At 67.4% G+C, this 19686-nt stretch carries 17 protein-coding genes and 5 tRNA genes; 18 read left to right on the plus strand and 4 right to left on the minus strand.

Annotated features, from left to right (window positions below):
* Positions 1-205 (minus strand): pilus assembly FimT family protein (locus AC1DQP_RS01015; RefSeq protein ID WP_478050960.1); only part of this gene is annotated, 205 nt, incomplete at its 3' end.
* A gap of 154 nt (positions 206-359) precedes the next feature.
* Between AC1DQP_RS01015 and uvrB the strand changes: the two genes are divergently transcribed.
* The 3 genes from uvrB to AC1DQP_RS01030 all read left to right on the plus strand — a co-directional run bounded on the left by uvrB (position 360) and on the right by AC1DQP_RS01030 (position 3417).
* Positions 360-2387 (plus strand): excinuclease ABC subunit UvrB, encoded by a 2028-nt coding sequence (gene uvrB / locus AC1DQP_RS01020; RefSeq protein WP_256776179.1) that lies wholly within the window; start codon positions 360-362, stop codon positions 2385-2387.
* Between the two features lie 107 nt (positions 2388-2494).
* Positions 2495-2569: transfer RNA gene (locus AC1DQP_RS01025), tRNA-Val, on the plus strand.
* 380 nt (positions 2570-2949) lie between these two features.
* A complete protein-coding gene (locus AC1DQP_RS01030; protein ID WP_457318794.1) occupies positions 2950-3417 on the plus strand; it encodes a hypothetical protein in 468 nt (155 codons plus the stop codon).
* On the opposite strand, the gene AC1DQP_RS01035 is transcribed toward AC1DQP_RS01030, so the two are convergent.
* Positions 3360-4955, minus strand: a complete 1596-nt coding sequence (locus AC1DQP_RS01035) for an MASE1 domain-containing protein (protein WP_256776177.1) — start codon at positions 4953-4955, stop codon at positions 3360-3362. The genes AC1DQP_RS01030 and AC1DQP_RS01035 overlap by 58 nt on opposite strands.
* Before the next feature lie 252 nt (positions 4956-5207).
* Between AC1DQP_RS01035 and AC1DQP_RS01040 the strand changes: the two genes are divergently transcribed.
* The 10 genes from AC1DQP_RS01040 to AC1DQP_RS01085 all read left to right on the plus strand — a co-directional run bounded on the left by AC1DQP_RS01040 (position 5208) and on the right by AC1DQP_RS01085 (position 16422).
* A complete protein-coding gene (locus AC1DQP_RS01040) occupies positions 5208-7631 on the plus strand; it encodes a DNA internalization-related competence protein ComEC/Rec2 (protein WP_478050961.1) in 2424 nt (807 codons plus the stop codon).
* A gap of 3 nt (positions 7632-7634) precedes the next feature.
* Positions 7635-8306 carry a MotA/TolQ/ExbB proton channel family protein gene (locus AC1DQP_RS01045; RefSeq protein WP_478050962.1) on the plus strand — a complete coding sequence of 224 codons (672 nt, stop codon included), beginning with the start codon at positions 7635-7637 and terminating at the stop codon, positions 8304-8306.
* Between the two features lie 3 nt (positions 8307-8309).
* Positions 8310-8732 (plus strand): ExbD/TolR family protein, encoded by a 423-nt coding sequence (locus AC1DQP_RS01050; RefSeq protein WP_457318790.1) that lies wholly within the window; start codon positions 8310-8312, stop codon positions 8730-8732.
* On the plus strand, positions 8729-10477 hold the full coding sequence (gene msbA, locus AC1DQP_RS01055) for a lipid A export permease/ATP-binding protein MsbA (protein WP_457318789.1): 1749 nt from the start codon (positions 8729-8731) through the stop codon (positions 10475-10477). Before AC1DQP_RS01050 ends, msbA begins: the two co-directional genes overlap by 4 nt.
* Complete coding sequence (gene lpxK, locus AC1DQP_RS01060; protein ID WP_256776173.1) at positions 10477-11499, plus strand: tetraacyldisaccharide 4'-kinase; 1023 nt, start codon at positions 10477-10479, stop codon at positions 11497-11499. Before msbA ends, lpxK begins: the two co-directional genes overlap by 1 nt.
* 49 nt (positions 11500-11548) lie before the next feature.
* Positions 11549-12322 carry a 3-deoxy-manno-octulosonate cytidylyltransferase gene (gene kdsB / locus AC1DQP_RS01065; RefSeq protein WP_256776172.1) on the plus strand — a complete coding sequence of 258 codons (774 nt, stop codon included), beginning with the start codon at positions 11549-11551 and terminating at the stop codon, positions 12320-12322.
* An 85-nt stretch (positions 12323-12407) separates the two neighbouring features.
* A complete protein-coding gene (locus AC1DQP_RS01070) occupies positions 12408-13823 on the plus strand; it encodes a hypothetical protein (protein ID WP_457321853.1) in 1416 nt (471 codons plus the stop codon).
* Entirely contained in the window at positions 13820-15667 is a 1848-nt protein-coding gene (uvrC, locus tag AC1DQP_RS01075) for an excinuclease ABC subunit UvrC (RefSeq protein WP_312236334.1), read from the plus strand. The genes AC1DQP_RS01070 and uvrC overlap by 4 nt, the downstream gene beginning before the upstream one ends.
* A 9-nt stretch (positions 15668-15676) precedes the next feature.
* On the plus strand, positions 15677-16300 hold the full coding sequence (gene pgsA, locus AC1DQP_RS01080; RefSeq protein ID WP_256776169.1) for a CDP-diacylglycerol--glycerol-3-phosphate 3-phosphatidyltransferase: 624 nt from the start codon (positions 15677-15679) through the stop codon (positions 16298-16300).
* Positions 16301-16346: 46 nt separating this feature from the next.
* Positions 16347-16422, plus strand: a tRNA-Gly gene (locus AC1DQP_RS01085).
* Between the two features lie 251 nt (positions 16423-16673).
* On the opposite strand, the gene AC1DQP_RS01090 is transcribed toward AC1DQP_RS01085, so the two are convergent.
* Both AC1DQP_RS01090 and AC1DQP_RS01095 read right to left on the minus strand, forming a co-directional pair.
* Positions 16674-16799 carry a hypothetical protein gene (locus AC1DQP_RS01090; protein WP_457319627.1) on the minus strand — a complete coding sequence of 42 codons (126 nt, stop codon included), beginning with the start codon at positions 16797-16799 and terminating at the stop codon, positions 16674-16676.
* Positions 16796-17191, minus strand: a complete 396-nt coding sequence (locus AC1DQP_RS01095; protein WP_457319628.1) for a hypothetical protein — start codon at positions 17189-17191, stop codon at positions 16796-16798. Before AC1DQP_RS01095 ends, AC1DQP_RS01090 begins: the two co-directional genes overlap by 4 nt.
* Positions 17192-17271: 80 nt before the next feature.
* Between AC1DQP_RS01095 and AC1DQP_RS01100 the strand changes: the two genes are divergently transcribed.
* The 5 genes from AC1DQP_RS01100 (at position 17272) to AC1DQP_RS01120 (ending at position 19623) form a co-directional block, all read left to right on the plus strand.
* A complete protein-coding gene (locus tag AC1DQP_RS01100; RefSeq protein ID WP_478050963.1) occupies positions 17272-18384 on the plus strand; it encodes an NAD(P)/FAD-dependent oxidoreductase in 1113 nt (370 codons plus the stop codon).
* Positions 18385-18532: 148 nt separating this feature from the next.
* Positions 18533-18608: transfer RNA gene (locus AC1DQP_RS01105), tRNA-Gly, on the plus strand.
* A gap of 146 nt (positions 18609-18754) precedes the next feature.
* A tRNA-Gly gene (locus tag AC1DQP_RS01110) sits at positions 18755-18830 on the plus strand.
* 73 nt (positions 18831-18903) lie between these two features.
* A tRNA-Cys gene (locus AC1DQP_RS01115) sits at positions 18904-18977 on the plus strand.
* A 187-nt stretch (positions 18978-19164) separates the two neighbouring features.
* Positions 19165-19623 carry a BLUF domain-containing protein gene (locus AC1DQP_RS01120; protein ID WP_478050964.1) on the plus strand — a complete coding sequence of 153 codons (459 nt, stop codon included), beginning with the start codon at positions 19165-19167 and terminating at the stop codon, positions 19621-19623.
* Positions 19624-19686: the final 63 nt, after the last annotated feature.

Here is a 19686-nt window from a genome sequence, read left to right on the forward strand (position 1 = left end):
GCCGTCGGATGGCACTTAGCCGTGCGAACGCCAGGTCGCTGCTGAGCAGGTGGCGGACGCTGGAGGCGCGCTGGCGGTACAGCAGTTGACTGAAGTCGGGCAGTGCGATGGCGCATAGCACGGCCAGCACCAGCAACGTTACCATTGCCTGCAGCAAGGTCCAGCCACGCACGCGGGGCTGCGTGGCGCGGTCCTGAAAGGTCATAGCCGTCGTCACGCACTAGGGGAGGGACGTCCAGCCTGAGCCTGCTCAATGGCCCGGGCCATCGGGGGTAGGAGCACCCGGCCGTCGGCCATCCCCTCAGCCGGCCGTCACCATGCCCCCCGGTATACTGGAGGGCCCGGGATTTGGCGGCACCATGAGCGATCGGTTCGAACTTGTATCCCCGTATTCACCGGCAGGCGACCAGCCGGCGGCGATCGAGAAGCTGACGGCCAATTTCGAGGCCGGCGTGGCCAAGCAGACCCTGCTCGGCGTGACCGGCTCGGGCAAGACCTACACCATCGCCAACGTGATCCAGCAGGTGCAGAAGCCGACGCTGATCATGGCGCCGAACAAGACCCTGGCCGCCCAGTTGTACGGCGAGTTCAAATCGTTCTTTCCGCACAACGCGGTCGAATACTTCGTCAGTTACTACGACTACTACCAGCCCGAGGCGTACGTGCCCTCGTCGGACACCTTCATCGAGAAGGACAGTTCGATCAACGAGCACATCGAGCAGATGCGGCTGGCCGCCACCAAGACCCTGCTGTCGCGCCCGGATGCGATCGTGGTGGCCACGGTGTCGGCCATCTACGGCCTGGGCGCGCCGGAAGACTACCTGTCGCTGCGGCTGATCCTGTCCACCGGCGAGCGCATCGACCAGCGCGACCTGATCAACCACCTGACCCAGCTGCAGTTCACCCGCAACGAATACGAGTTGCAGCGCGGCACCTTCCGGGTGCGCGGCGAGGTGATCGATGTGTTCCCGGCCGAGTCGGACAGCGAGGCAGTGCGCATCGAGCTGTTCGACGGCGAGATCGAGCAGATCAGCATGTTTGACCCGCTCACCGGCGAGAGCCTGCGCAAGCTGATGCGTTACACCGTGTATCCCAAGACCCATTACGCCACCACCCGCGAGCGCGTGCTGGCTGCGGTGGAGACGATCAAGGCCGAGCTCACTCCGCGGCTGGAGCAGTTGTACGAACAGAACAAGCTGGTCGAAGCGCAGCGCCTGGCGCAGCGCACCCAGTTCGACCTGGAGATGATGGCCGAGGTCGGTTTCTGCAACGGCATCGAGAATTACTCGCGCCACCTCACCGGCAAGGCGCCGGGCGAGCCGCCGCCGACCCTGTTCGATTACCTGCCGCCGGACGCGCTGCTGGTGATCGACGAATCGCACGTGACCATTCCGCAGATCGGCGCGATGTTCAAGGGCGACCGGTCGCGCAAGGAAACCCTGGTCGAGTTCGGCTTCCGGCTGCCGTCGGCGCTGGACAACCGCCCGCTGCGTTTCGAGGAATGGGAGGCGCGCTGCCCGCGCAGCATCTATGTCTCGGCAACGCCGGGTCCGTACGAGCTGCGCGAGGCCGGTGATGAAATCACCGAGCTGGTGGTGCGTCCGACCGGTCTGATCGATCCGGTGGTGGAGATCCGTCCGGTCGGCACGCAGGTCGACGATCTGATGAGCGAGGTCAACGAACGCATCAAGCTGGGCGACCGCGTGCTGGTCACCACGCTGACCAAGCGCATGGCCGAGAACCTCACCGAATACCTGACCGAGCACGGCATCCGCGTGCGTTACCTGCACTCGGACATCGACACGGTCGAGCGCGTGGAGATCATCCGCGACCTGCGCCTGGGCAAGTTCGATGTGCTGGTCGGCATTAACCTGCTGCGCGAAGGCCTGGACATGCCCGAGGTGTCACTGGTGGCGATCCTGGATGCGGACAAGGAAGGCTTCCTGCGGTCGACCGGCTCGTTGATCCAGACCATTGGCCGCGCCGCCCGGAACCTGCGCGGCAAGGCGATCCTGTATGCCGACAAGATGACGCGCTCGATGCAGGCRGCGATCGACGAGACCGACCGACGCCGTGCCAAGCAGGTGGAATACAACGAACTGCACGGGATCACGCCCAAGTCGGTGCTGCGCCCGATCACCGACGTGCTCGAAGGCGCGCGGTCGGAGGCGGCCGAGAAGGAGGCACGCGGCAAGGGCGGCAAGGGTCGTGGCGGCCGTGTTGCCGAGGAATCGGTGGACTACCGCACCCTCGAACCGGCGCAGATCGCCAAGCGCCTGCAGGCGCTGGAGCAGAAGATGTACCAGCACGCGCGCGACCTGGAGTTCGAGGCGGCGGCCCATGTCCGTGACCAGATCCGGCAGCTGAAGGAAGCCAGCCTCGGCTGAACAACCGATTGTGAAATATCTTCACAAAAGTGTTGCGCTTCCCGGGGGACGTCCGTAATATACGCGGCCTGCACCGACGCATTCGCGGCGACGCAGAAGGAAGAAACGGGCGGTTAGCTCAGCGGTAGAGCACTACCTTGACATGGTAGGGGTCACAGGTTCGAACCCTGTACCGCCCACCACTCCGACCTCACAGAGGTGCGGGTKGAARCGAAGAAGGCCAGCCATCGTGCTGGCCTTTTTGTTTTTCCGGCACCGGAGCGCCTGGGCCAATGATGAGAGGCGGGGCCATACGCCGCTCCGACCGGGGAGTGACCGACGCGCGCATAGTGTCGTGATTGGACTTTTTGGATCGATCCGCCACAGGCGTTCGCTACCGGGTAGCTGCAGCGGGAAGGGTCAGGCGCCGTGCCCGCGCAGGCGCGCCGACATGAGGGCATGGCGCCGCGCCCGTGCCGACAGAGGCCCATCGATATACGTTGTGATAGCGTCTGCTCGCCGATGGATCGAACGTTTTGCCGTCGGAAATGGATAGAAACCTGACCCGTAGGAAGGAGACGAAATGGCAATGCTCAAAGGTCTGACGTTGATAATGGTCGTTGCAGGGGTGGCGGCCGTCCCCGGAAGTGGTCTGATCCCGTCGGCGCTGGCGGCGCCCTGCTGCTCGACCGATCCGCATGGCAGCCAGATCGCGGCGAGGGGTCTGGGCGAAACCGCCCCCTTGGCGCTCAACATCAGCCAGGATTCGACCTGGCGGGCATACGAGTTCAAGCGCGATGGTGTCTGGTATCTGCAGGTCAACGATCAGGCCGGCAGCGTGCGCGCGATCATCGGCAATATCGGTGACACGTTCTGGACCCTGCCCGGAGGCGTGGACGCCGATCGCGTGTCGCTGCCCGGCAACAACCTGGCGATTCCGGCCGGTGCCGTGCGTGAAGTGGTGTACCGCAAGCCGCAGATGTTGCTGGTTGCCTACAACACGGCAGGTGGCGTGATCTGGTCCATCGAAGGTCCCGACGGTTCGCGATAAGTCTGCGGCACATCCACCAGCAGCAGGCGGATACGGTTACGGCGGCAGCCCGCGCTGCCGCCGTAAGCCAGCGTCCGCCCGGCCAGCACGTGCTGCGCGCGCTGGATGACAGCGGCCCCCAAGCGGCGTTTGTGGTCCAGCAACGCCACGGTCATGACAATCCCGGAGACCCCGCCGCGGCGGCCACACCGGACCCTTACCTGCAGGTAGCCGGTCTCATGATCCAGCAGCAAGCTCACCGCATCGGCCAAACTCCGGTACGCGGCCAGTTGCAGCCCCAGGCTCAGGCGGCACGGGTCGCCGTGCAGGCGCGGGCGTGCAATCCGGTCGGTCATGTCCCAGAGCCCGGCCAGGCCGCCTGAGCGCAACGCCACGAATAGCCCGGAGTACTCGATTTCAGTCGGATAGACCATGCTGATCTGCTCGCGGAACAAGCGCGATTGCAGTTGGCTTGCACTGAGCATGTCCAGGGCCGATGCATGCGCGCCACGTTGCTTGAGCAGCGCAGCAGCCCGGAGGAAGGACTGGTCGATATCCTCGCCGATCACACGCATCTGCTGGGCGCGTACGCGTCGTTCCTGTTCACTGGCCAGATGCCCGGTTCTGGCAAAGGTCTCGGCCTGGCCGCGCAGTTTTTCCCTCGCGGCAAAGCGGTGGTAATGGTGGGAGATGGTGGAGCCCAACAGCAGCAACGCCGTGCCGGTCACCGCCAGGATCTGCTGCGCGACGAATGCGGTGGCGTCGAACGAACCCGGACGTCCGGTCATTTCCATGGTCAGTGCCAGGGTCAGGTTGATCGCCGCAAAGCTCACCGCAGCGCCGCGCCAGCCGTACAGACAGGTCAGGCCAACGGCGGGCAGCATCATGGCGATGCGCAGGCTGTTCTTGGCCAGCACCATGTCCTCGCCGCCAGGCAGGTGTGCTGCGGACAGGCCAAGGGCGACGATCACCGACAGCGCGGCTATGGCGGCAGTAGGCCATCGGGAGGTCGCGGCAAACGACACGTGGCGGTGGCGCCACAGCAGCGCCAGTGGCGCAAACAGGAGGATGCCCAGGTAATCGCCGACCATGTAACGCAGCATGCCGGTCCAGGAGACCGCCTCGTGCAGCGTGGGCATCAGCAGGTAGGCCAGTCCTTGGTTGAGCGAGGACACCGCGATCGCCGACAGTGCCGCGATCGACAGCAGCCAGGCCTCACTCTGCGAGGCCAGCCTGCGCTGGTGCCAGTGCACGATCAGAGCCACGGTGGGCATCAGCACCATGGACGCAATGACGACCCACGCCAGGCCGTACTGTCCGATCATCGGGTAGCGCGCCTGGGCGAAGAAAGCGTATTCGCCCAGGATGAGGTAGGGCCACCAGCGGGGCGGGCAAAGCAGAAGGGCCGCCACGCGGATGCCGGCCGGGAGATACATCTGGTCTACCGATGATGCGCGGGCCACGCCATAGGCGAACGCGTAAAGCACTGCCAGCAACACGCCTGCCGGATGGATGCGCAGATTGAGGTGAAACTCCTTTTTCAACCAGCTCAACTGCACGGAGACCTCCGTTCACGTGGGTGCCGCGTCGCCGGCACGGGATGCCGGGGCTGAACGGACACTATCGACGAAACCGCTTCGATGCAACGACGTGGCTGTGAAAACAGTCGGCAACACGTTCTGCGGTCTGAAGCGCGTGAAAGTCGGATTTGATGGAGATCACAATTTCTGCTGCTGATCGCAGACTCCACCGACGCCGCATTCGCCGGCTGACTGATGGTTTAAGTGCGCCATGCAGCCAAGCATGGCGGCATGACCACGTGCGGATCGATGCAGCTTGGCAGCGTTTCCTCTCGACGCCCGCCAACGCAGCCGCTGCCGGTGTTCGGCAAGCTGTGTGCCACGGCGCTGATGCTGGGCGTCTGCGCGACCGCGTTCGCGCCGGTACTGCTGCCCCACTGGGCCGCCGCAGTGATGGCGGGAGCGGGGCTGGTGCTGTGGTGCTGGCCGGGGCGGTGGCGCGGCCTGGGCGCTGCCGTGTTCGGTCTGGGCTGGGCGACGCTGCACGCGCACCTGGCCCTGGCCGCGCAGCTGCCTGCCGATGCGGGGAAGACCGAGTACCTGCTGCGCGGTCGGGTGATCGACCTGCCCACGCACGGCGCGATCGGCACCCGCTTCGTGTTCCGCGTGGACGATGATCCGGCGTTGCCCGTGCGGGTACGCGGCCGTGCGTTTGCCTTGAGCTGGCATGATCGGCCCGGCAGCGGTGCCGACCCACGCCTGCAGCTCCAGGCGGGCGCGCGCTGGACGCTGCAGGCGCGTCTGCGCCCCCCACGTGGGCTGCTCAATCCCGGCGGCTTCGATGCCGAACGGCACGCCGTGCTGCAGCGCCTGGCAGGCAGCGGCAACGTGCATGCACCCGCCGGCGCCCGCCCACTCGGCCCGCCCACCGGGCTGCCGGCGTGGCGCGAGCGGATGGCGGTGGCGATCGCCTCACAGGTGCGCGGTGAGGGCGCGCGCTTCGTGCAGGCGCTGGCGCTCGGCGATACACGTGGACTCACCCAGAGCGATTGGGAGGATCTGCGCGCGCTCGGGCTGACCCATCTGGTGGCAATCTCCGGCTTTCACGTCGGCCTGGTGGCCGGCTTCGCCGCATGGCTGGCCACGCTCGGCTGGCGCCTGTGGCCAGCGTTGGGCCGGCGACTGCCGCGACCGGTGGCGGCAGTCCTCGCCGCCGTGCTGGGGGCGGCGCTGTATGCGGCAGTGGCCGGATTCGCGCTGCCCACGGTGCGCACGGTGTTGATGATCGCCGTGGTTGCTGCCGCACGCTGCGCACGGCGACGGGCAACGGTGGGCCAGGCGCTGGCGTTGGCTGCGCTGGCGGTGCTGCTGGTGGACCCGCTGGCGGTGCTGTCGCCGGGCTTCTGGCTCAGCTTTGCCGGTGTGCTCTGGCTGGTCTGGTGCCTGCCGGGACGCGATCAGCACTGGCTGCGCACGTTCCTGGGCGCGCAGGGCGTGGTCACGCTGGCGCTGTTGCCGCTGACCGTGGCCTTGTTCGGCCAGGCGTCGCGGGCGGGTCCGCTGGTGAATCTGCTGGCAATCCCGTGGTGGAGCCTGGTGGTGGTGCCGCTGGCGCTGATCGGCACCGCGCTGGAGGCCATGCTGGACGGCGCGGGCCGTTGGCCGTGGCAGCTCTCAGCCTGGTGCTTCGACGCCAGCTGGTGGCTGTTCGGCCATGTCGCGCGCAGTGGCCTGGCCCTGTGGTGGGTGCCACAGGCCGACCGCTGGGCGTTGCTGGCGGCGTTGCTGGGCGTGGGTTGGCTACTGCTGCCGCGCGGCTGCGGTGGACGGCTGCCCGCGGGGCTGCTGTGCCTGCCACTGCTGTGGCCGGCGGCGCAGCGGCCCGGGGAGGGGGAGGTGGAGCTGCTGGTGATGGATGTGGGGCAGGGCCTGGCGGTGTGGATACGCACCCGCCACCACCGGCTGCTGTACGACGCCGGGCCGGCCAGCGTCGGCGGCTTCGACGCAGGTGAGCGGGTGGTCGTGCCCACCCTGCACGCGCTCGAGGAAGGCCGGTTGGACCGGCTGCTGCTCAGCCACGGTGATCGCGACCATGCCGGTGGCGCGGCGGCGGTGCAGCGGGCGTTCGGTCAGCCGCCGCTGCTGGCTCCGCAAGGCGCGCGGCCAGGGATCAGCGTGCCGTGCGCCGCAGGGCAGGGCTGGCGGTGGGACGGGGTCGAGTTCCGCTTCCTGCACCCGTCGCCCGTCGCCCGGTACCGGCGCAATGAAAGCAGCTGCGTGCTGCGCATCGGCACGGCCCATGGGGCGATCCTGTTGCCCGGCGACATCGGCGCGTCCAGCGAGGCGCAGCTCCTGGATACCCAGCCAGCTGCCCTGCGTGCCGCGCTGGTGGTGGTACCGCACCATGGCAGTGCCGGTTCTTCCAGTGCGGCCTGGGTGGCAGCGGTGTCGCCCAGGCTGGCGATCGTGTCGGCCGGTCACGGCAACCGCTTCGGCCACCCGCGCGCCGAGGTGGTGGCGCGATGGCGCGGCGCTGGCGCCGAAGTGCTGAACACCGCCGATAGCGGCGCGGTGCGCGCATGGCTCGGTCGTGAAGGCCTGCAGGTGCGTGAACAGCGGGTTTTTCAGCCGCGTTGGTGGGATGCCGCGGAGCGGAGGCGGGCGGCTGCTATTCTATCGGCGGTCAAACAGGCGGCCGATGGGCCGGAGGGTTGAAACGTGTGGGAACTGGTCAAGGCCGGTGGCTGGCCGATGGTGCCGCTGCTGCTGTTGKGCGTACTGGCTTTGGCGATCGTCCTGGAGCGTTTCTGGACCTTGCGGCGTAACGAAGTCCTGCCCCCCGGGCTGGGACAGGAAGTGCGCAACTGGGCCGCACGCGGCAAGCTCGACCCGAGCCACATCCAGTCGCTGCGGGCGAACTCGCCGCTGGGTGCACTGCTGGCCGTCGCGCTGGAAGCGCGCAACCGTCCGCGCGACCAGATCCGCGAGCGCATCGAGGATGCCGGTCGGCACCTGGTGCACCGCATGGAGCGTTTCCTGAACGCCCTGGGCACGATCGCCTCGGCCGGCCCGTTGCTGGGCCTGCTCGGCACGGTGGTCGGCATGATCCAGATGTTCCTGGGCATCCTCGACCACGGCGTGGGCGATGTGAACCAGCTGGCCGGCGGCATCGGCAAGGCGCTGGTGTGCACGGCCACCGGCATGATCGTGGCGATCCCGGCACTCATGTTCCATCGCTATTTCAAGGGCCGCATCGGGGGTTACGTCATCGAGATGGAGCAGGAGGCGAGCGCATTGCTGGACGCGCTCGATGGCCGCCCCGGGGTGATGAACACCGGCGCCCGTGCCCCTGTTGCCGCCCCGGCGGCACCCGTCACGGCCAAGGGCTGACGGATGCGTATCGGCAATGACCGGGCCCAGGACGAGCCGCATATCGATCTGGTCCCCCTGATCGACGTGATCCTCGTCCTGATCATCTTCTTCGTGGTCACCACTACCTTCGACGCGCGCTCCACGCTGCAGCTGCAGCTGCCGACCGCCAGCCAGCAGAGCACGGCCGAGCCGCCGCGCTCGCTGAGCGTGCTGGTCAACGCCGAAGGCCGTTATTTCATCAACGACCAGGAAGTGCTGCGCACCGATGTCGAATCGGTCAAACAGACCATCGCCGCCGTGGCCGGCAGCGATCGGACCCAGACCGTGCTGCTGCGCGCCGACGCACGCACCCCGTACCAGGCCGTTGTGACCGCCCAGGATGCCCTGGGTCAGCTCGGCTTCCGCCGCATCGCCATCGCTACCGCGCCGGAGGTGCGTCCATGAACAAGAAACATGCCCCGGTCTGGCCCATCTACAAGCGCCTGCTCGGCTATACCCACGCCTACTGGACCTTCATGGTGGCCGCGGTCATCGGCATGGTGGTCGAAGCGCTCGCCGGGTACCACTTCAGCAAGCTGATGGAGCCGCTGGTCAACCGGGGCTTCGTCAACCCCGAGCCGCGCATGGCGGTGATCCTGCCGTTGACCATCCTCGGCCTGTTCGTCGCGCGCAGCGCGGCGACCTTCGTCAGCGATTACGCACTGGCCCGGACCGGGCGCAGCGTCGTGCGCGACCTGCGCGAGCAGGTGCTGGAAAAGTACTTGCATCTGCCGTCCTCGCATTTCGACAGCGAGTCCACCCCGGTGATGGTCAGCCGGCTGAATTTCGATACCGAACAGGTCACCCAGGCCAGCGCGGACGCGCTCAAGACCCTCGTCGCCGATACCCTGACCATCATCGCCATGCTGGTGGTGATGCTGCAGATGAGCGTCAAGGTGACCGTGGCGATGCTGGTGGTGGTGCCCCTGATCGGCGTGATCGTCTCCTTCGTGGGCAAGCGCTACCGCCGTATCAGTCGTGGCATCCAGGACGGCATGGGCAGCATGGCGCAGACCGCCGAGCAGTCGCTGGCCGCGCAGCAGGAAGTGAAGGTGCATGGCACCCAGGCGCATGAAATCTCGCGCTATTCGCGCCTGGCCAACCGCATGCTGGGCCTCAACATGAAGGTGGAAACCACCCGCGCGGCGGCTTCCAGCGTGGTCCAGTTCCTGGCTGCGCTGGCGTTGGCGGTCATCGTGTGGGTGTCCACCCGCGAGGCGCTGGCCGGTCGTCTGAACGCCGGCCAGTTCATGGGCCTGATGATCTCGATGACCGCGATCATTCCATCGTTGCGCCGCCTCACCAGCGTGCAGTCGTCGATCGCGCGCGGTGTCTCCGCTGCCGAGCGCCTGTTCTCGATCCTGGACATGCCGGTCGAGCGCGACCAAGGGCAGAAGAAGATCGGCCGCGCGCGTGGCGAACTCAGCTTCGAACACGTGATGCTGCGGTATCGCGAAGACACTGGCGTGGCCCTGGACGACATCAGTTTCGTCGCCAGGCCCGGCACGGTCACCGCCATCGTCGGCCGTTCCGGCAGCGGCAAGACCAGTCTGATCCGGCTGGTGCCGCGCTTCTACGAACCCAGCGGCGGTCGCATCACCCTGGACGGCGTGGCCCTGGACGACTACCCGCTGGCCGACCTGCGTCGGCAGGTGGCCATGGTGGGGCAGAAGGTCATCCTGTTTGACGACTCGGTGGGCGCCAACATCGCCTACGGGATGGATGCCAGCGAGGAACAGATTCGCGCGGCGGCCGAAGCAGCCAATGCGTGGGAGTTCATCGAACGCATGCCGCAGCAGCTGCAGACCCCGGTCGGCGAGAACGGTGCGCTGCTGTCCGGCGGCCAGCGCCAGCGCCTGGCGATCGCACGCGCGATCCTGCGCGACGCGCCGATCCTGATCCTGGACGAAGCCACCGCCGCACTGGACAACGAGTCCGAGCGACTGGTCCAGGACGCGCTGCAGCGCCTCATGCCCGAACGCACCACGCTGGTCATCGCCCACCGCCTGTCCACCATCGAGCATGCCGACCAGGTGCTGGTGATGGACCATGGCCGCATCGTCGAGCGCGGCACCCATGAAGAACTGCTGGCACTGGGTGGCCTGTACGAGCACCTGCACAAGATGCAGTTCCGCGAAAGGCAGCCTTGATGGCGGCCAAGGGCACGCGCACGCCGTCGTACTGGTACGACGGCAGCACCATCCCGTTCCCGGCACGCCTGCTGGCACCGGTGTATGGCGCCGTGATCGCGCTGCGCCGCCTGGCGTATCGGCGGCGCTGGCTGAAGCGGCAGGCATTGCCGGTCCCGGTGATCGTGGTCGGCAACGTCACCGCCGGCGGCACCGGCAAGACCCCGCTGACCATCGCGCTGGTCAACCGCCTGCGCGAGGCCGGCTGGAAACCCGGCGTGGCCAGTCGCGGCTATGGCCGTGAAGAACCCGGCGTGGCGCGCTGGGTCGATGCCGGCACCGCGACCGCCGTGGGCGGCGACGAGCCGGTCCTGATCGCGTGGAAAACCGGCGTGCCGGTGCGCGTGGATGCCGACCGCGTGGCGGCCGGCAGGGCGCTGATCGAGGCCGGCTGCGACGTCATCGTCTGCGACGACGGCCTGCAGCATTACCGGCTGGCGCGGGATATCGAAATCGAAGTGGTCGACGCCCAGCGCCGCTACGGCAATGGCCGCCTGATCCCGGCCGGGCCGTTGCGCGAACCCGCCAGCCGCGCCCAGGACTGCGATTTCCGCGTGGTCAACATGGGCCAGGCCAGCGACGGTATCGCCGCGCAGCCGGCCTGCGGCTTCGGCGAATGGCCGATGCAGCTGCACATCGACAGCGCCCAGCCGCTCAGCGGCGGTCGCGCCCGCAACCTGGTGCATTTCCGCGGCCAGCGCGTGCATGCCGTGGCCGGCATCGCCCACCCGCAGCGCTTCTTCGACATGCTGCGTGCGCATGGCATCGGCGTGGTGCCGCACGCCTTCCCCGACCACCACGCCTATCAGGTATCGGACCTGCGCTTTGGCAGCGAGCTGCCGGTGCTGATGACCGAGAAAGACGCAGTCAAGTGCAAGGTCTTCGCCAACGAATGGCACTTCGCCGTGCCACTGGCGGCTGATCTGCCGGCCGCGTTCTGGGTGAGTCTGCTGGACCGACTGGACAAACTCGGCAAGCGTTGACGGCCGCGCCTGCCTCCCCGTAATCCACGTCACTGCCGAGAGTTTCCGCATGAGCCAATCCGTCGATTTCGTCGTCGCCATTCCGGCCCGTTTCGCCGCCTCGCGCCTGCCCGGCAAGCCGCTGCGCCTGCTCGGCGGCCAGCCGCTGGTGCTGCGTGTTGCGCAGCGCGCGCTGCTGGCCGGCGCGCGCGAGGTGTGGGTGGCCACCGATGACGTGCGCATCGCCGATGCCCTGCAGGGCCTGTCCAGCGTGCGCGTGGCGATGACCTCGGCCGACCACGCCTCCGGTACCGACCGTCTCGCCGAATGCGCGGCCCAGGCCGGCTGGAGCGATGACACGGTGGTGGTCAACCTGCAGGGCGACGAACCGTTCGCGCCGGCCGAGGGCATCCTCGCCGTGGCCGAAGCACTGGTCTGCAGCGGGGCGGAGATGTCGACCCTGGCAACGCCGGTGGAGGACGCCGAAACGCTGTTTGACCCGAACGTGGTCAAGGTGGTGCGCAAACAGAACCTGGATGCGCTGTACTTCAGCCGCGCGCCGATCCCGTGGCACCGTGATGCCTTCGCGCGCTCGCGCGACAGCCTGTCTGGCGCGCACTGGCTGCGCCACATCGGCATCTACGGCTATCGTGCCGGCTTCCTGCGCCAGTTCGCCGCGCTGCCGCCGGGCACGCTGGAACAGCTGGAGTCGCTCGAGCAGCTGCGCGCGCTGGAAGCCGGTCACCGGATCAGCGTAGCGCTGAGCCCGGCCGCGTTCCCGCCGGGCATCGATACCCCCGAGGACCTGGCCCGCGCCGAGGCCTGGCTGGCCGCGAACCCCTAAGCGGACGGCGGGGCCGGGGCGCCTGCCGCCGCATTTCTGGCGCGGCACGACGATTGCATGACGCCGACTCCGGCATAATCGGGGCATGAACGTACAGCCTGTCCAGGACTTGCCCGAATTTGCCACGTGGCTCAATGCGCCACCCACCACGCTGACCGAGCTGCGCGGCCGGCCGGTGGTGCTGGCTTTCGTCAATTCTGCCTCGGTGTGGTGCGCCCAGCGTCTGGCCGATCTGGCCCAGTGGCAGTCGCGCAACCCCGGCAAGCTACAGCTGCTGATCGTGCAGGTGCCGCGGTTCGACTGCGAGCGCGACCCGGTGCAGGCGTTGAAGCTGCTGCGCCGCCAGGGTGTCACCGCCCCGGCGCTGCTGGATTCGGACTGGGATGGCTGGCGCCGCTTCAACGTCACCGCGTGGCCCACGCTCGTACTGCTCGATGCGCAGGGCCGCGAACGCGACCGCCTGGTCGGCGTCGGCGGGGAACTCGAGCGTGCGCTCAATGCGCTGTGCGAAGACGGTGCGCGCGTGGCCGACAACGATCTGTCGCTGGCCCGTGAACTCCACCCGGAGCCGCGGCTTCCGCTGCTGTTCCCGACCGCGCTGGTGGTGACCACCGAGCGCCTGTACATCGCCGACAGCGGCCATCATCGCGTGCTCGAGTGCAGCCACGGCGGTCGCGTGCTGCGCCAGTTCGGCCTGGGTACCGCCGATTTCATGGACGGCGGCCCCGGTGAAGCGGCGTTCCACCGTCCGCAGGGCCTGGCCCTGGAGCGCGAGTGGCTGTACGTGGCCGACACCGGCAACCACGCCCTGCGCCGCATCCACCTGCTCAGCGGCCAGGTCGATACCTTGTGCGGCACCGGCCGCCCCGGCGAGCCGACCGAGGGCATGGTCGAGCAGCCGCGCCAGACCGCCCTGAACCACCCGCAGGGGCTGGCGGTGGCCGACAACCAGATCCACATCGCCATGGCGGGCGACAACCGCATCTGGAGCTACCACCTTGGCCAGCGCAGCCTGAAGTGGCGCGCCGGCTCCGGCGCCATCGACGAGCGTGACGGCAGCGGCCATGTCGCCGCCTTCGCCCAGCCGACCTCGCTGGCGGCGGTGCAGCAGGTGCTGTACGTCTGCGACGCACTCGGTTCGTCGATCCGCGCGATGCAGCTGCGGGGCGATCTGGTGCAGACCCTGGTTGGCCAGGGCATGTGGTCGTTCGGCGAACAGGACGGCCCGCGCACGCTGGCGCAGCTGCAATATCCGCAGGCCATCGCCTTGAGCCCGGATGCGCCGCTGCTGTGGATCGCCGATGCCGGCAACGGCCGCCTGCGCACGCTGCGCCTGGGCGGCGGTGAACTGAGTACGCTGGAACTGCCGCGTCGCCTGCATGGCCCGGCCGGTCTGGCGCTGGGCGGTGGCGCGGTCTGGATCGCCGAGACCGACGCGCATGCCGTGCTGCGTTTCGACCCGGTCAGCGGCGTACTGAGCGACGTGCCGATCACCGAATGACTGCGTCCACCGCTCCGGCCTTCGATGGCAAGGCATTCGCGGCCCACCTGAGTACCGCGCCCGGCGTCTACCGCATGTACGCCGCCGACGACAGCCTGCTGTACGTCGGCAAGGCGCGTGCGCTGCGCAATCGCGTTGGCAGCTACTTCAACGGCACGCCCAAGACCACCCGGATCATGTCGATGCTGTCGCAGGTCGCGCGCATGGACGTGACCGTGACCCGTTCGGAGGCCGAAGCGCTGCTGCTGGAAAACCAGCTGATCAAGTCGCTGTCGCCGCGCTACAACGTATCCCTGCGCGACGACAAGACCTATCCACAGGTGCTGCTCACCCGCGAAGACTGGCCGCGTATCGCGCTGCATCGCGGCCCGCGTGCGGTGCCGGGGCGCTACTACGGCCCGTATCCGGGCGTGACCGCCGTGCGCGACACGCTCAACCTGATGCACAAGCTGTTCAAGCTGCGCAGCTGCGAGGACAGCGTGTTCCGCAACCGCTCGCGGCCGTGCCTGCAGTACCAGATCGGCCGTTGCAGCGCGCCCTGCGTGGACCTGGTCAGCGCCGAGGACTACGCCGAATCGGTGCGCCGCGCGTCGATGTTCCTGGAAGGCAAGAGCGACCAGCTGGCGCGCGAACTGGGCACGCAGATGCAGGCCGCCAGCGAAGCGCTGGAGTTCGAACAGGCCGCGCGCCTGCGCGACCTGGTCACCGCGTTGCGCAGCATGCAGACGCGTCAATACGTGGATGGCCGCGCCGCCGACCTGGACGTGCTGGCCTGCGCCACGCAGGGCGCCAATGCGTGTGTGATGCTGCTGGCCTTCCGTGATGGCCGCAATCTCGGCACGCGCCCGTTCTACCCGCGCACCAACGGCGAAGAAAGCGCCGAGGAAGTGCTGGCCGCGTTCGTCTCGCAGTACTACGTGGAGCACTCGCCGCCGCGCGAAATCCTGCTTGACCGCGAGATCCCCGATGCCAGCCTGATCGAGTCGGCGCTGTCGGCCTCGGCCGAATACAAGGTGCAGTTGAAGTGGAACGTGCGCGGCGAGCGCGCCGGCTATGTCGAGCTGGCCAGCCGCAACGCGCAGATCACCCTGGTCAGCGAACTGACCAGCCGCAGCGCCCAGCACGCGCGCAGCGAAGACCTGCGGCAGATGCTCGGCCTGGCCGAGCAGGTCAAGCGCGTGGAGTGCTTCGACATCAGCCACACCATGGGCGAAGCCACGGTGGCCTCGTGCGTGGTTTTCGACGCCAGCGGCCCGGTGCGCAGCCAATACCGCCGTTTCAACATCAGCGGCATCGAGCCGGGCGACGACTACGCGGCGATGCGCCAGGCCATCGAACGCCGCTTCCGCCGCGCGGTGGAAGAAGACGGCGTGCTGCCGGACCTGCTGCTGATCGACGGTGGTGCCGGCCAGCTCGGCCAGGCACAGGCGGCGCTGGCCGACCTGGGCGTGGAAGGGGTGATGCTGGTCGGCGTGGCCAAGGGCGTGGAGCGCAGGGCAGGGCACGAGGCGCTGGTGCTGCCCGATGGCCGCGAACTGCGGCCGGGCGCGGCTTCACCGGCCCTGCAGTTCATCCAGCAGGTCCGCGACGAAGCCCACCGCTTCGCCATCACCGGCCACCGGGGGCGCCGCCAGAAGGCGCGCATGACCAGCAAGCTGGAAGACATCGCCGGCATCGGCCCGCGCCGACGCGCCAGCCTGCTCAAGCATTTTGGCGGTCTGGTCGGGCTCAAGGCCGCCGGCGAAGCCGAAATCGCGAAAGTGGAGGGCATCAATGACGCCCTCGCTGCGCGCATCTACGCTAACCTTCATGGACTGCCCACGCCCGACGCGGCGGGCGAGTAGAGAGATGCGATGAAGTTGACCCTCCCCACCTGGCTCACCCTGCTGCGGATCCTGATGATCCCGGTGCTGGTACTGGTGTTCTACCTTCCCTACAAATGGACCAATTTCGCCTCCGCGGCGATCTTCGGCCTGGCCGCGATCACCGACTGGCTGGACGGCTGGATCGCACGGCGCTACGACCTGGCCTCGGCTTTCGGCGCGTTCCTGGACCCGGTCGCCGACAAGCTGATGGTGGCCGTGGCCCTGTTCCTGATCGTGCAGGGGCATCCCACCGCGTGGATGGCGGTGTGGGCGGCGGTGATCGTCGGCCGTGAAATCGCGGTCTCGGCACTGCGCGAATGGATGGCCGAGATCGGCCAGCGCGCCAAGGTGCGCGTGGCGCTGATCGGCAAGGTCAAGACCACCGCGCAGATGGTGGCGCTGCTGTGCCTGCTGTATTCGGTGGCCCCGCACACGCCAATGAACGAAATCTGGATGGGCATTCCGGTGTTCCACATCGGCGACTGGACCCTGGCGATCGCTTCGATCCTCACCCTGTTCTCCGGCCTGCAGTACCTGCATGCTGCATGGCCGAGCCTGCGTGAGGACGAGCGCGCGGCGCGCGAAAACGCACGTGCGAAAAAGAATGGCTGAGGGCTGTTGACACCTGCGCATTTGGTTGTAGAATTTCGCCTCCCAAGCGGGAATAGCTCAGTTGGTAGAGCGCAACCTTGCCAAGGTTGAGGTCGCGAGTTCGAGTCTCGTTTCCCGCTCCAGATACGGTCTCCACCGGCAATCGATCGCCGTGTGGTGCAACGAAAAAAGCGACCTTCGGGTCGCTTTTTTCGTTTCTGCTGTTCGCGCTTACGGTCTCTGGCTGGCGTCCATGCTGTTGCAGTCGTCGTCCACGCCAAACCTGTCCTGATCAACGCGCACGCAGCGCGGCTGTATCGTCTCCGCTGCGAACCCACGCCTGTCGCCCAGCGCTGCCCCATGGCGTCCAGTTCACCGCTGGATTCGAGCAAGTTCAGTCGACTCTGTAGCAGCAACGGATCCAGCCGCGCCGCGTGGTCATCGCGGGCGCTGCCGATGCGGCCTCGCCCAGGAACAGCCCGGTGGTGGCCATGAGGGCAGCCCGCACGGTGGTCTTCATCGACCTCCTGCTGCGCGCGCGTTGCACCAGGTGCGCACGTCCTCGCGATCGAATCCGCGGCAGGGATTGTCGGCGCGGATATACACGTACGGCGCCGCGTCACGGTAGGTGAAGTGGTAGTAGTAGTGGCGGTCCTTGCCATACAGCCAATAGTTCGAGGAACCCTGGTTGATGACATAGGGCTCGAAGGTGAAGATCGACGATTCCTGGGGAATGACGTTGCTCCGGTCAAGCAGCAGCATCATCGCGTTGGACGCCAGGTTCGTCGCCACACAACCGATGACCCCGCAAGCGAACAGCGCAGCGAGGAGGAAATGGGCGATTGTAGGCAGGCGAGGCGTCATGCCCCGGATTCTCACATGGCCGCGCATCATGTCGGCGGCACGCTTCATACCCACTTCACCAGCACTTCATGGCCTCCCCGCCGGCCCCACGGATCCTGTGCCCCTCGCTTCCGCAGGACGTCATACGCATGGATATTTCTTCTTCGGCCTACGACTGGGACCTTGTCGTGATTGGCGCCAGCTTCGCCGGCGCCGCCTGTGCGCTGGCCGCCGCGCAATACGGGCTGCGCGTGTGCGTGCTGGAGCGCAAGACCGACCCCGGCGCGCGGCTGCATACCACCGGCATCATCGTGAAGGAGGCGATCGAACAGACCTGGCTCGGCCGGGCACCCGCAGAACTGCTGCAGCGTGTGGAACGCGTGCGTCTGTACGCGCCAAACCTGCGCAGCGTGCTGCTGGCCGCGCCCGGGTACTACTTCATGACCACCGACACCCCCAACCTGTTGCGCTGGTTGTCTGCCGAATTGCGCGGCAACGGCGTGGAACTGCGTCTGGGGCAGGCGTTCACGCAGGCGGAGCGCGACGGCGACGGCTGGCGGGTAAACGGGGCAGGGCGGACGCGCTACCTGATCGGCGCCGACGGCGCGGCCTCGCGCGTGGCCCAGCGCACCGGCTTGGGTCGGGTGCGGGACAACCTCTACGGTGTCGAACAGGAATTTGCCGGCGTGCAGCTCGCCGAGGCCGGTGCGCTGCACTGTTTTGCCAGCAAGCGCTTCGCGCCGGGCTACATCGGCTGGGTCGCGCAGAATCCCACCGGCGTGCAGGTGGGCCTGGCGCTGCGCCACGATCCGGCGAACGCGCGGCAACCGGAGCTGGCCGGCTTCCTGCAGCACGTAGGCAGCGTGGTCGGGCTGCCCGCCTCAGCCAGGCCGAGCGCCACGCGTGCCGGCTTGGTGCCGTGCGGGCTTCCGGATGGGCCGATCACCGCGCCGGGGGTGATCCTCACTGGCGACGCGGCGGGAATTGTTTCGCCGCTGTCGGCCGGCGGCATCCATTCCTCGTGGCGCCATGGCTGGGCCGTCGGCGATGCAGCGGGGTTGCACCTGCGAGGCAAGGGGCCGCCGGCGGAAGCCGTCGCCCAGCAGGCCGCCCCTACGTTCCGTCGCAAGCGCCTGATGCGCTGGGCGATGGATCACCTGCAGATGGACTGGCCGGTCAACCTGCTGCTTCGGTCTGGCGCCATGCGACGGACGGCGGAGCAGGTCTACTTTCATCGGCGTGGCATGCGGGTGGGCGCGTAGCGGATGAAGCATCCGACCCCCTTCTGCTGAACGAAGCTGTTGACGGCGTGAAGGAATCCCGACACAATAGCGCTCCTTCGACGCAGGTCGATGGGCCGACCGCCTCCAGCGCCTCACGGTGCGGTGCAGTCGGGGCAAGCGAAAGTCTGCGGGAATAGCTCAGTTGGTAGAGCGCAACCTTGCCAAGGTTGAGGTCGCGAGTTCGAGTCTCGTTTCCCGCTCCATATTTCGACAGGGCCCCTTCGGGGCCTTGTTTTTCTCCGCGGTGGCACGCGGGCGTCCTGAGCGGCATGGCCGATTGGGATGTGAAAAAAAGTGTGAAAAGGCTGGTGTGTTATCGGTGGTTTCGGTAAGATACGCGCCTGATTTTGCGGGAATAGCTCAGTTGGTAGAGCGCAACCTTGCCAAGGTTGAGGTCGCGAGTTCGAGTCTCGTTTCCCGCTCCACATCCAGACCAGGCCCCGTTCTCGGGGTCTTGTTTTATCGGGGTATGATTTCCCGGTAAGCGGTAAGGTCACCGGCCTGGTGGCAGAGTGGTTATGCACCGGACTGCAAATCCGTTGAGATGGGTTCGATTCCCGTCCAGGCCTCCAGATCGAAATACGCTCAAAGCCCGCGCAAGCGGGCTTTTTGCGTTTCCGCGTATGCGATCGTGTCGTAGGCGCTGCGGCAACGCCGCGACGAACGTTGCCGATGCTGGCAATCTGAATTATTCAGTGCAGCGCTTTATTCAGGTGGCTGAAAGTGACAGCATGACGCGTCATTATCAGGATCAAGCCCATGCCCCTTCGTGCGATCGCCTACGTCAGCGAGGCGTCCGCAGACCTGTCCACTGCCGGTCTGGATGCGCTGGTCGAGGACGCGGCTCGGTTCAACACGCTCGCCGGGGTCACCGGCGTGCTGCTGTTCGATGGTGAACGCTTCCTGCAGTACTACGAGGGTCCGGAGGACGGCATTGCCGCCGTGCACGAGCGCATCCTGCATGCCCGTAGCCACCGCGCCATCATTGAGTTGAACCGCGGCCCAGTACCGCAACGCAGCTTCCCTTACTGGGGGATGCGCTGGCTGGCCGTCGACACAGCGCTGATCCGGCAGTTGGCGATCGGCGACTGGGCCGGTTTTGCCCGTCGCATGGATGACGGCCCGACGGCGGGCAGTGGGCTGGAGCAATTGCTCACGCTGGTAGCGCGTGCCCTGGACGTGGCGCCGCCACCGCTCCAGCCGCATACCGTCAGCTGATCCCCGCGACTCGCCTGCGCAGCCTTCACCCGTTCAGGACGAACGCCTGCCCAAGATGGGCAT

It is taken from the genome of Stenotrophomonas sp. P5_A8 (assembly GCF_056400545.1).

Excerpts from the sequence above, each read along its gene's own strand:
- AC1DQP_RS01030 (WP_457318794.1), top strand. The coding sequence starts at position 2,950 with ATGGCAATGCTCAAAGGTCTGACGTTGATAATGGTCGTTGCAGGGGTG.
- AC1DQP_RS01040 (WP_478050961.1), top strand. The coding sequence starts at position 5,208 with ATGACCACGTGCGGATCGATGCAGCTTGGCAGCGTTTCCTCTCGACGC.
- AC1DQP_RS01050 (WP_457318790.1), top strand. The coding sequence starts at position 8,310 with ATGCGTATCGGCAATGACCGGGCCCAGGACGAGCCGCATATCGATCTG.
- msbA (WP_457318789.1), top strand. The coding sequence starts at position 8,729 with ATGAACAAGAAACATGCCCCGGTCTGGCCCATCTACAAGCGCCTGCTC.
- lpxK (WP_256776173.1), top strand. The coding sequence starts at position 10,477 with ATGGCGGCCAAGGGCACGCGCACGCCGTCGTACTGGTACGACGGCAGC.
- kdsB (WP_256776172.1), top strand. The coding sequence starts at position 11,549 with ATGAGCCAATCCGTCGATTTCGTCGTCGCCATTCCGGCCCGTTTCGCC.
- AC1DQP_RS01070 (WP_457321853.1), top strand. The coding sequence starts at position 12,408 with ATGAACGTACAGCCTGTCCAGGACTTGCCCGAATTTGCCACGTGGCTC.
- uvrC (WP_312236334.1), top strand. The coding sequence starts at position 13,820 with ATGACTGCGTCCACCGCTCCGGCCTTCGATGGCAAGGCATTCGCGGCC.
- pgsA (WP_256776169.1), top strand. The coding sequence starts at position 15,677 with ATGAAGTTGACCCTCCCCACCTGGCTCACCCTGCTGCGGATCCTGATG.
- AC1DQP_RS01090 (WP_457319627.1), bottom strand. The coding sequence starts at position 16,799 with ATGAAGACCACCGTGCGGGCTGCCCTCATGGCCACCACCGGGCTGTTC.
- AC1DQP_RS01095 (WP_457319628.1), bottom strand. The coding sequence starts at position 17,191 with ATGAAGCGTGCCGCCGACATGATGCGCGGCCATGTGAGAATCCGGGGC.
- AC1DQP_RS01100 (WP_478050963.1), top strand. The coding sequence starts at position 17,272 with ATGGATATTTCTTCTTCGGCCTACGACTGGGACCTTGTCGTGATTGGC.
- AC1DQP_RS01120 (WP_478050964.1), top strand. The coding sequence starts at position 19,165 with ATGCCCCTTCGTGCGATCGCCTACGTCAGCGAGGCGTCCGCAGACCTG.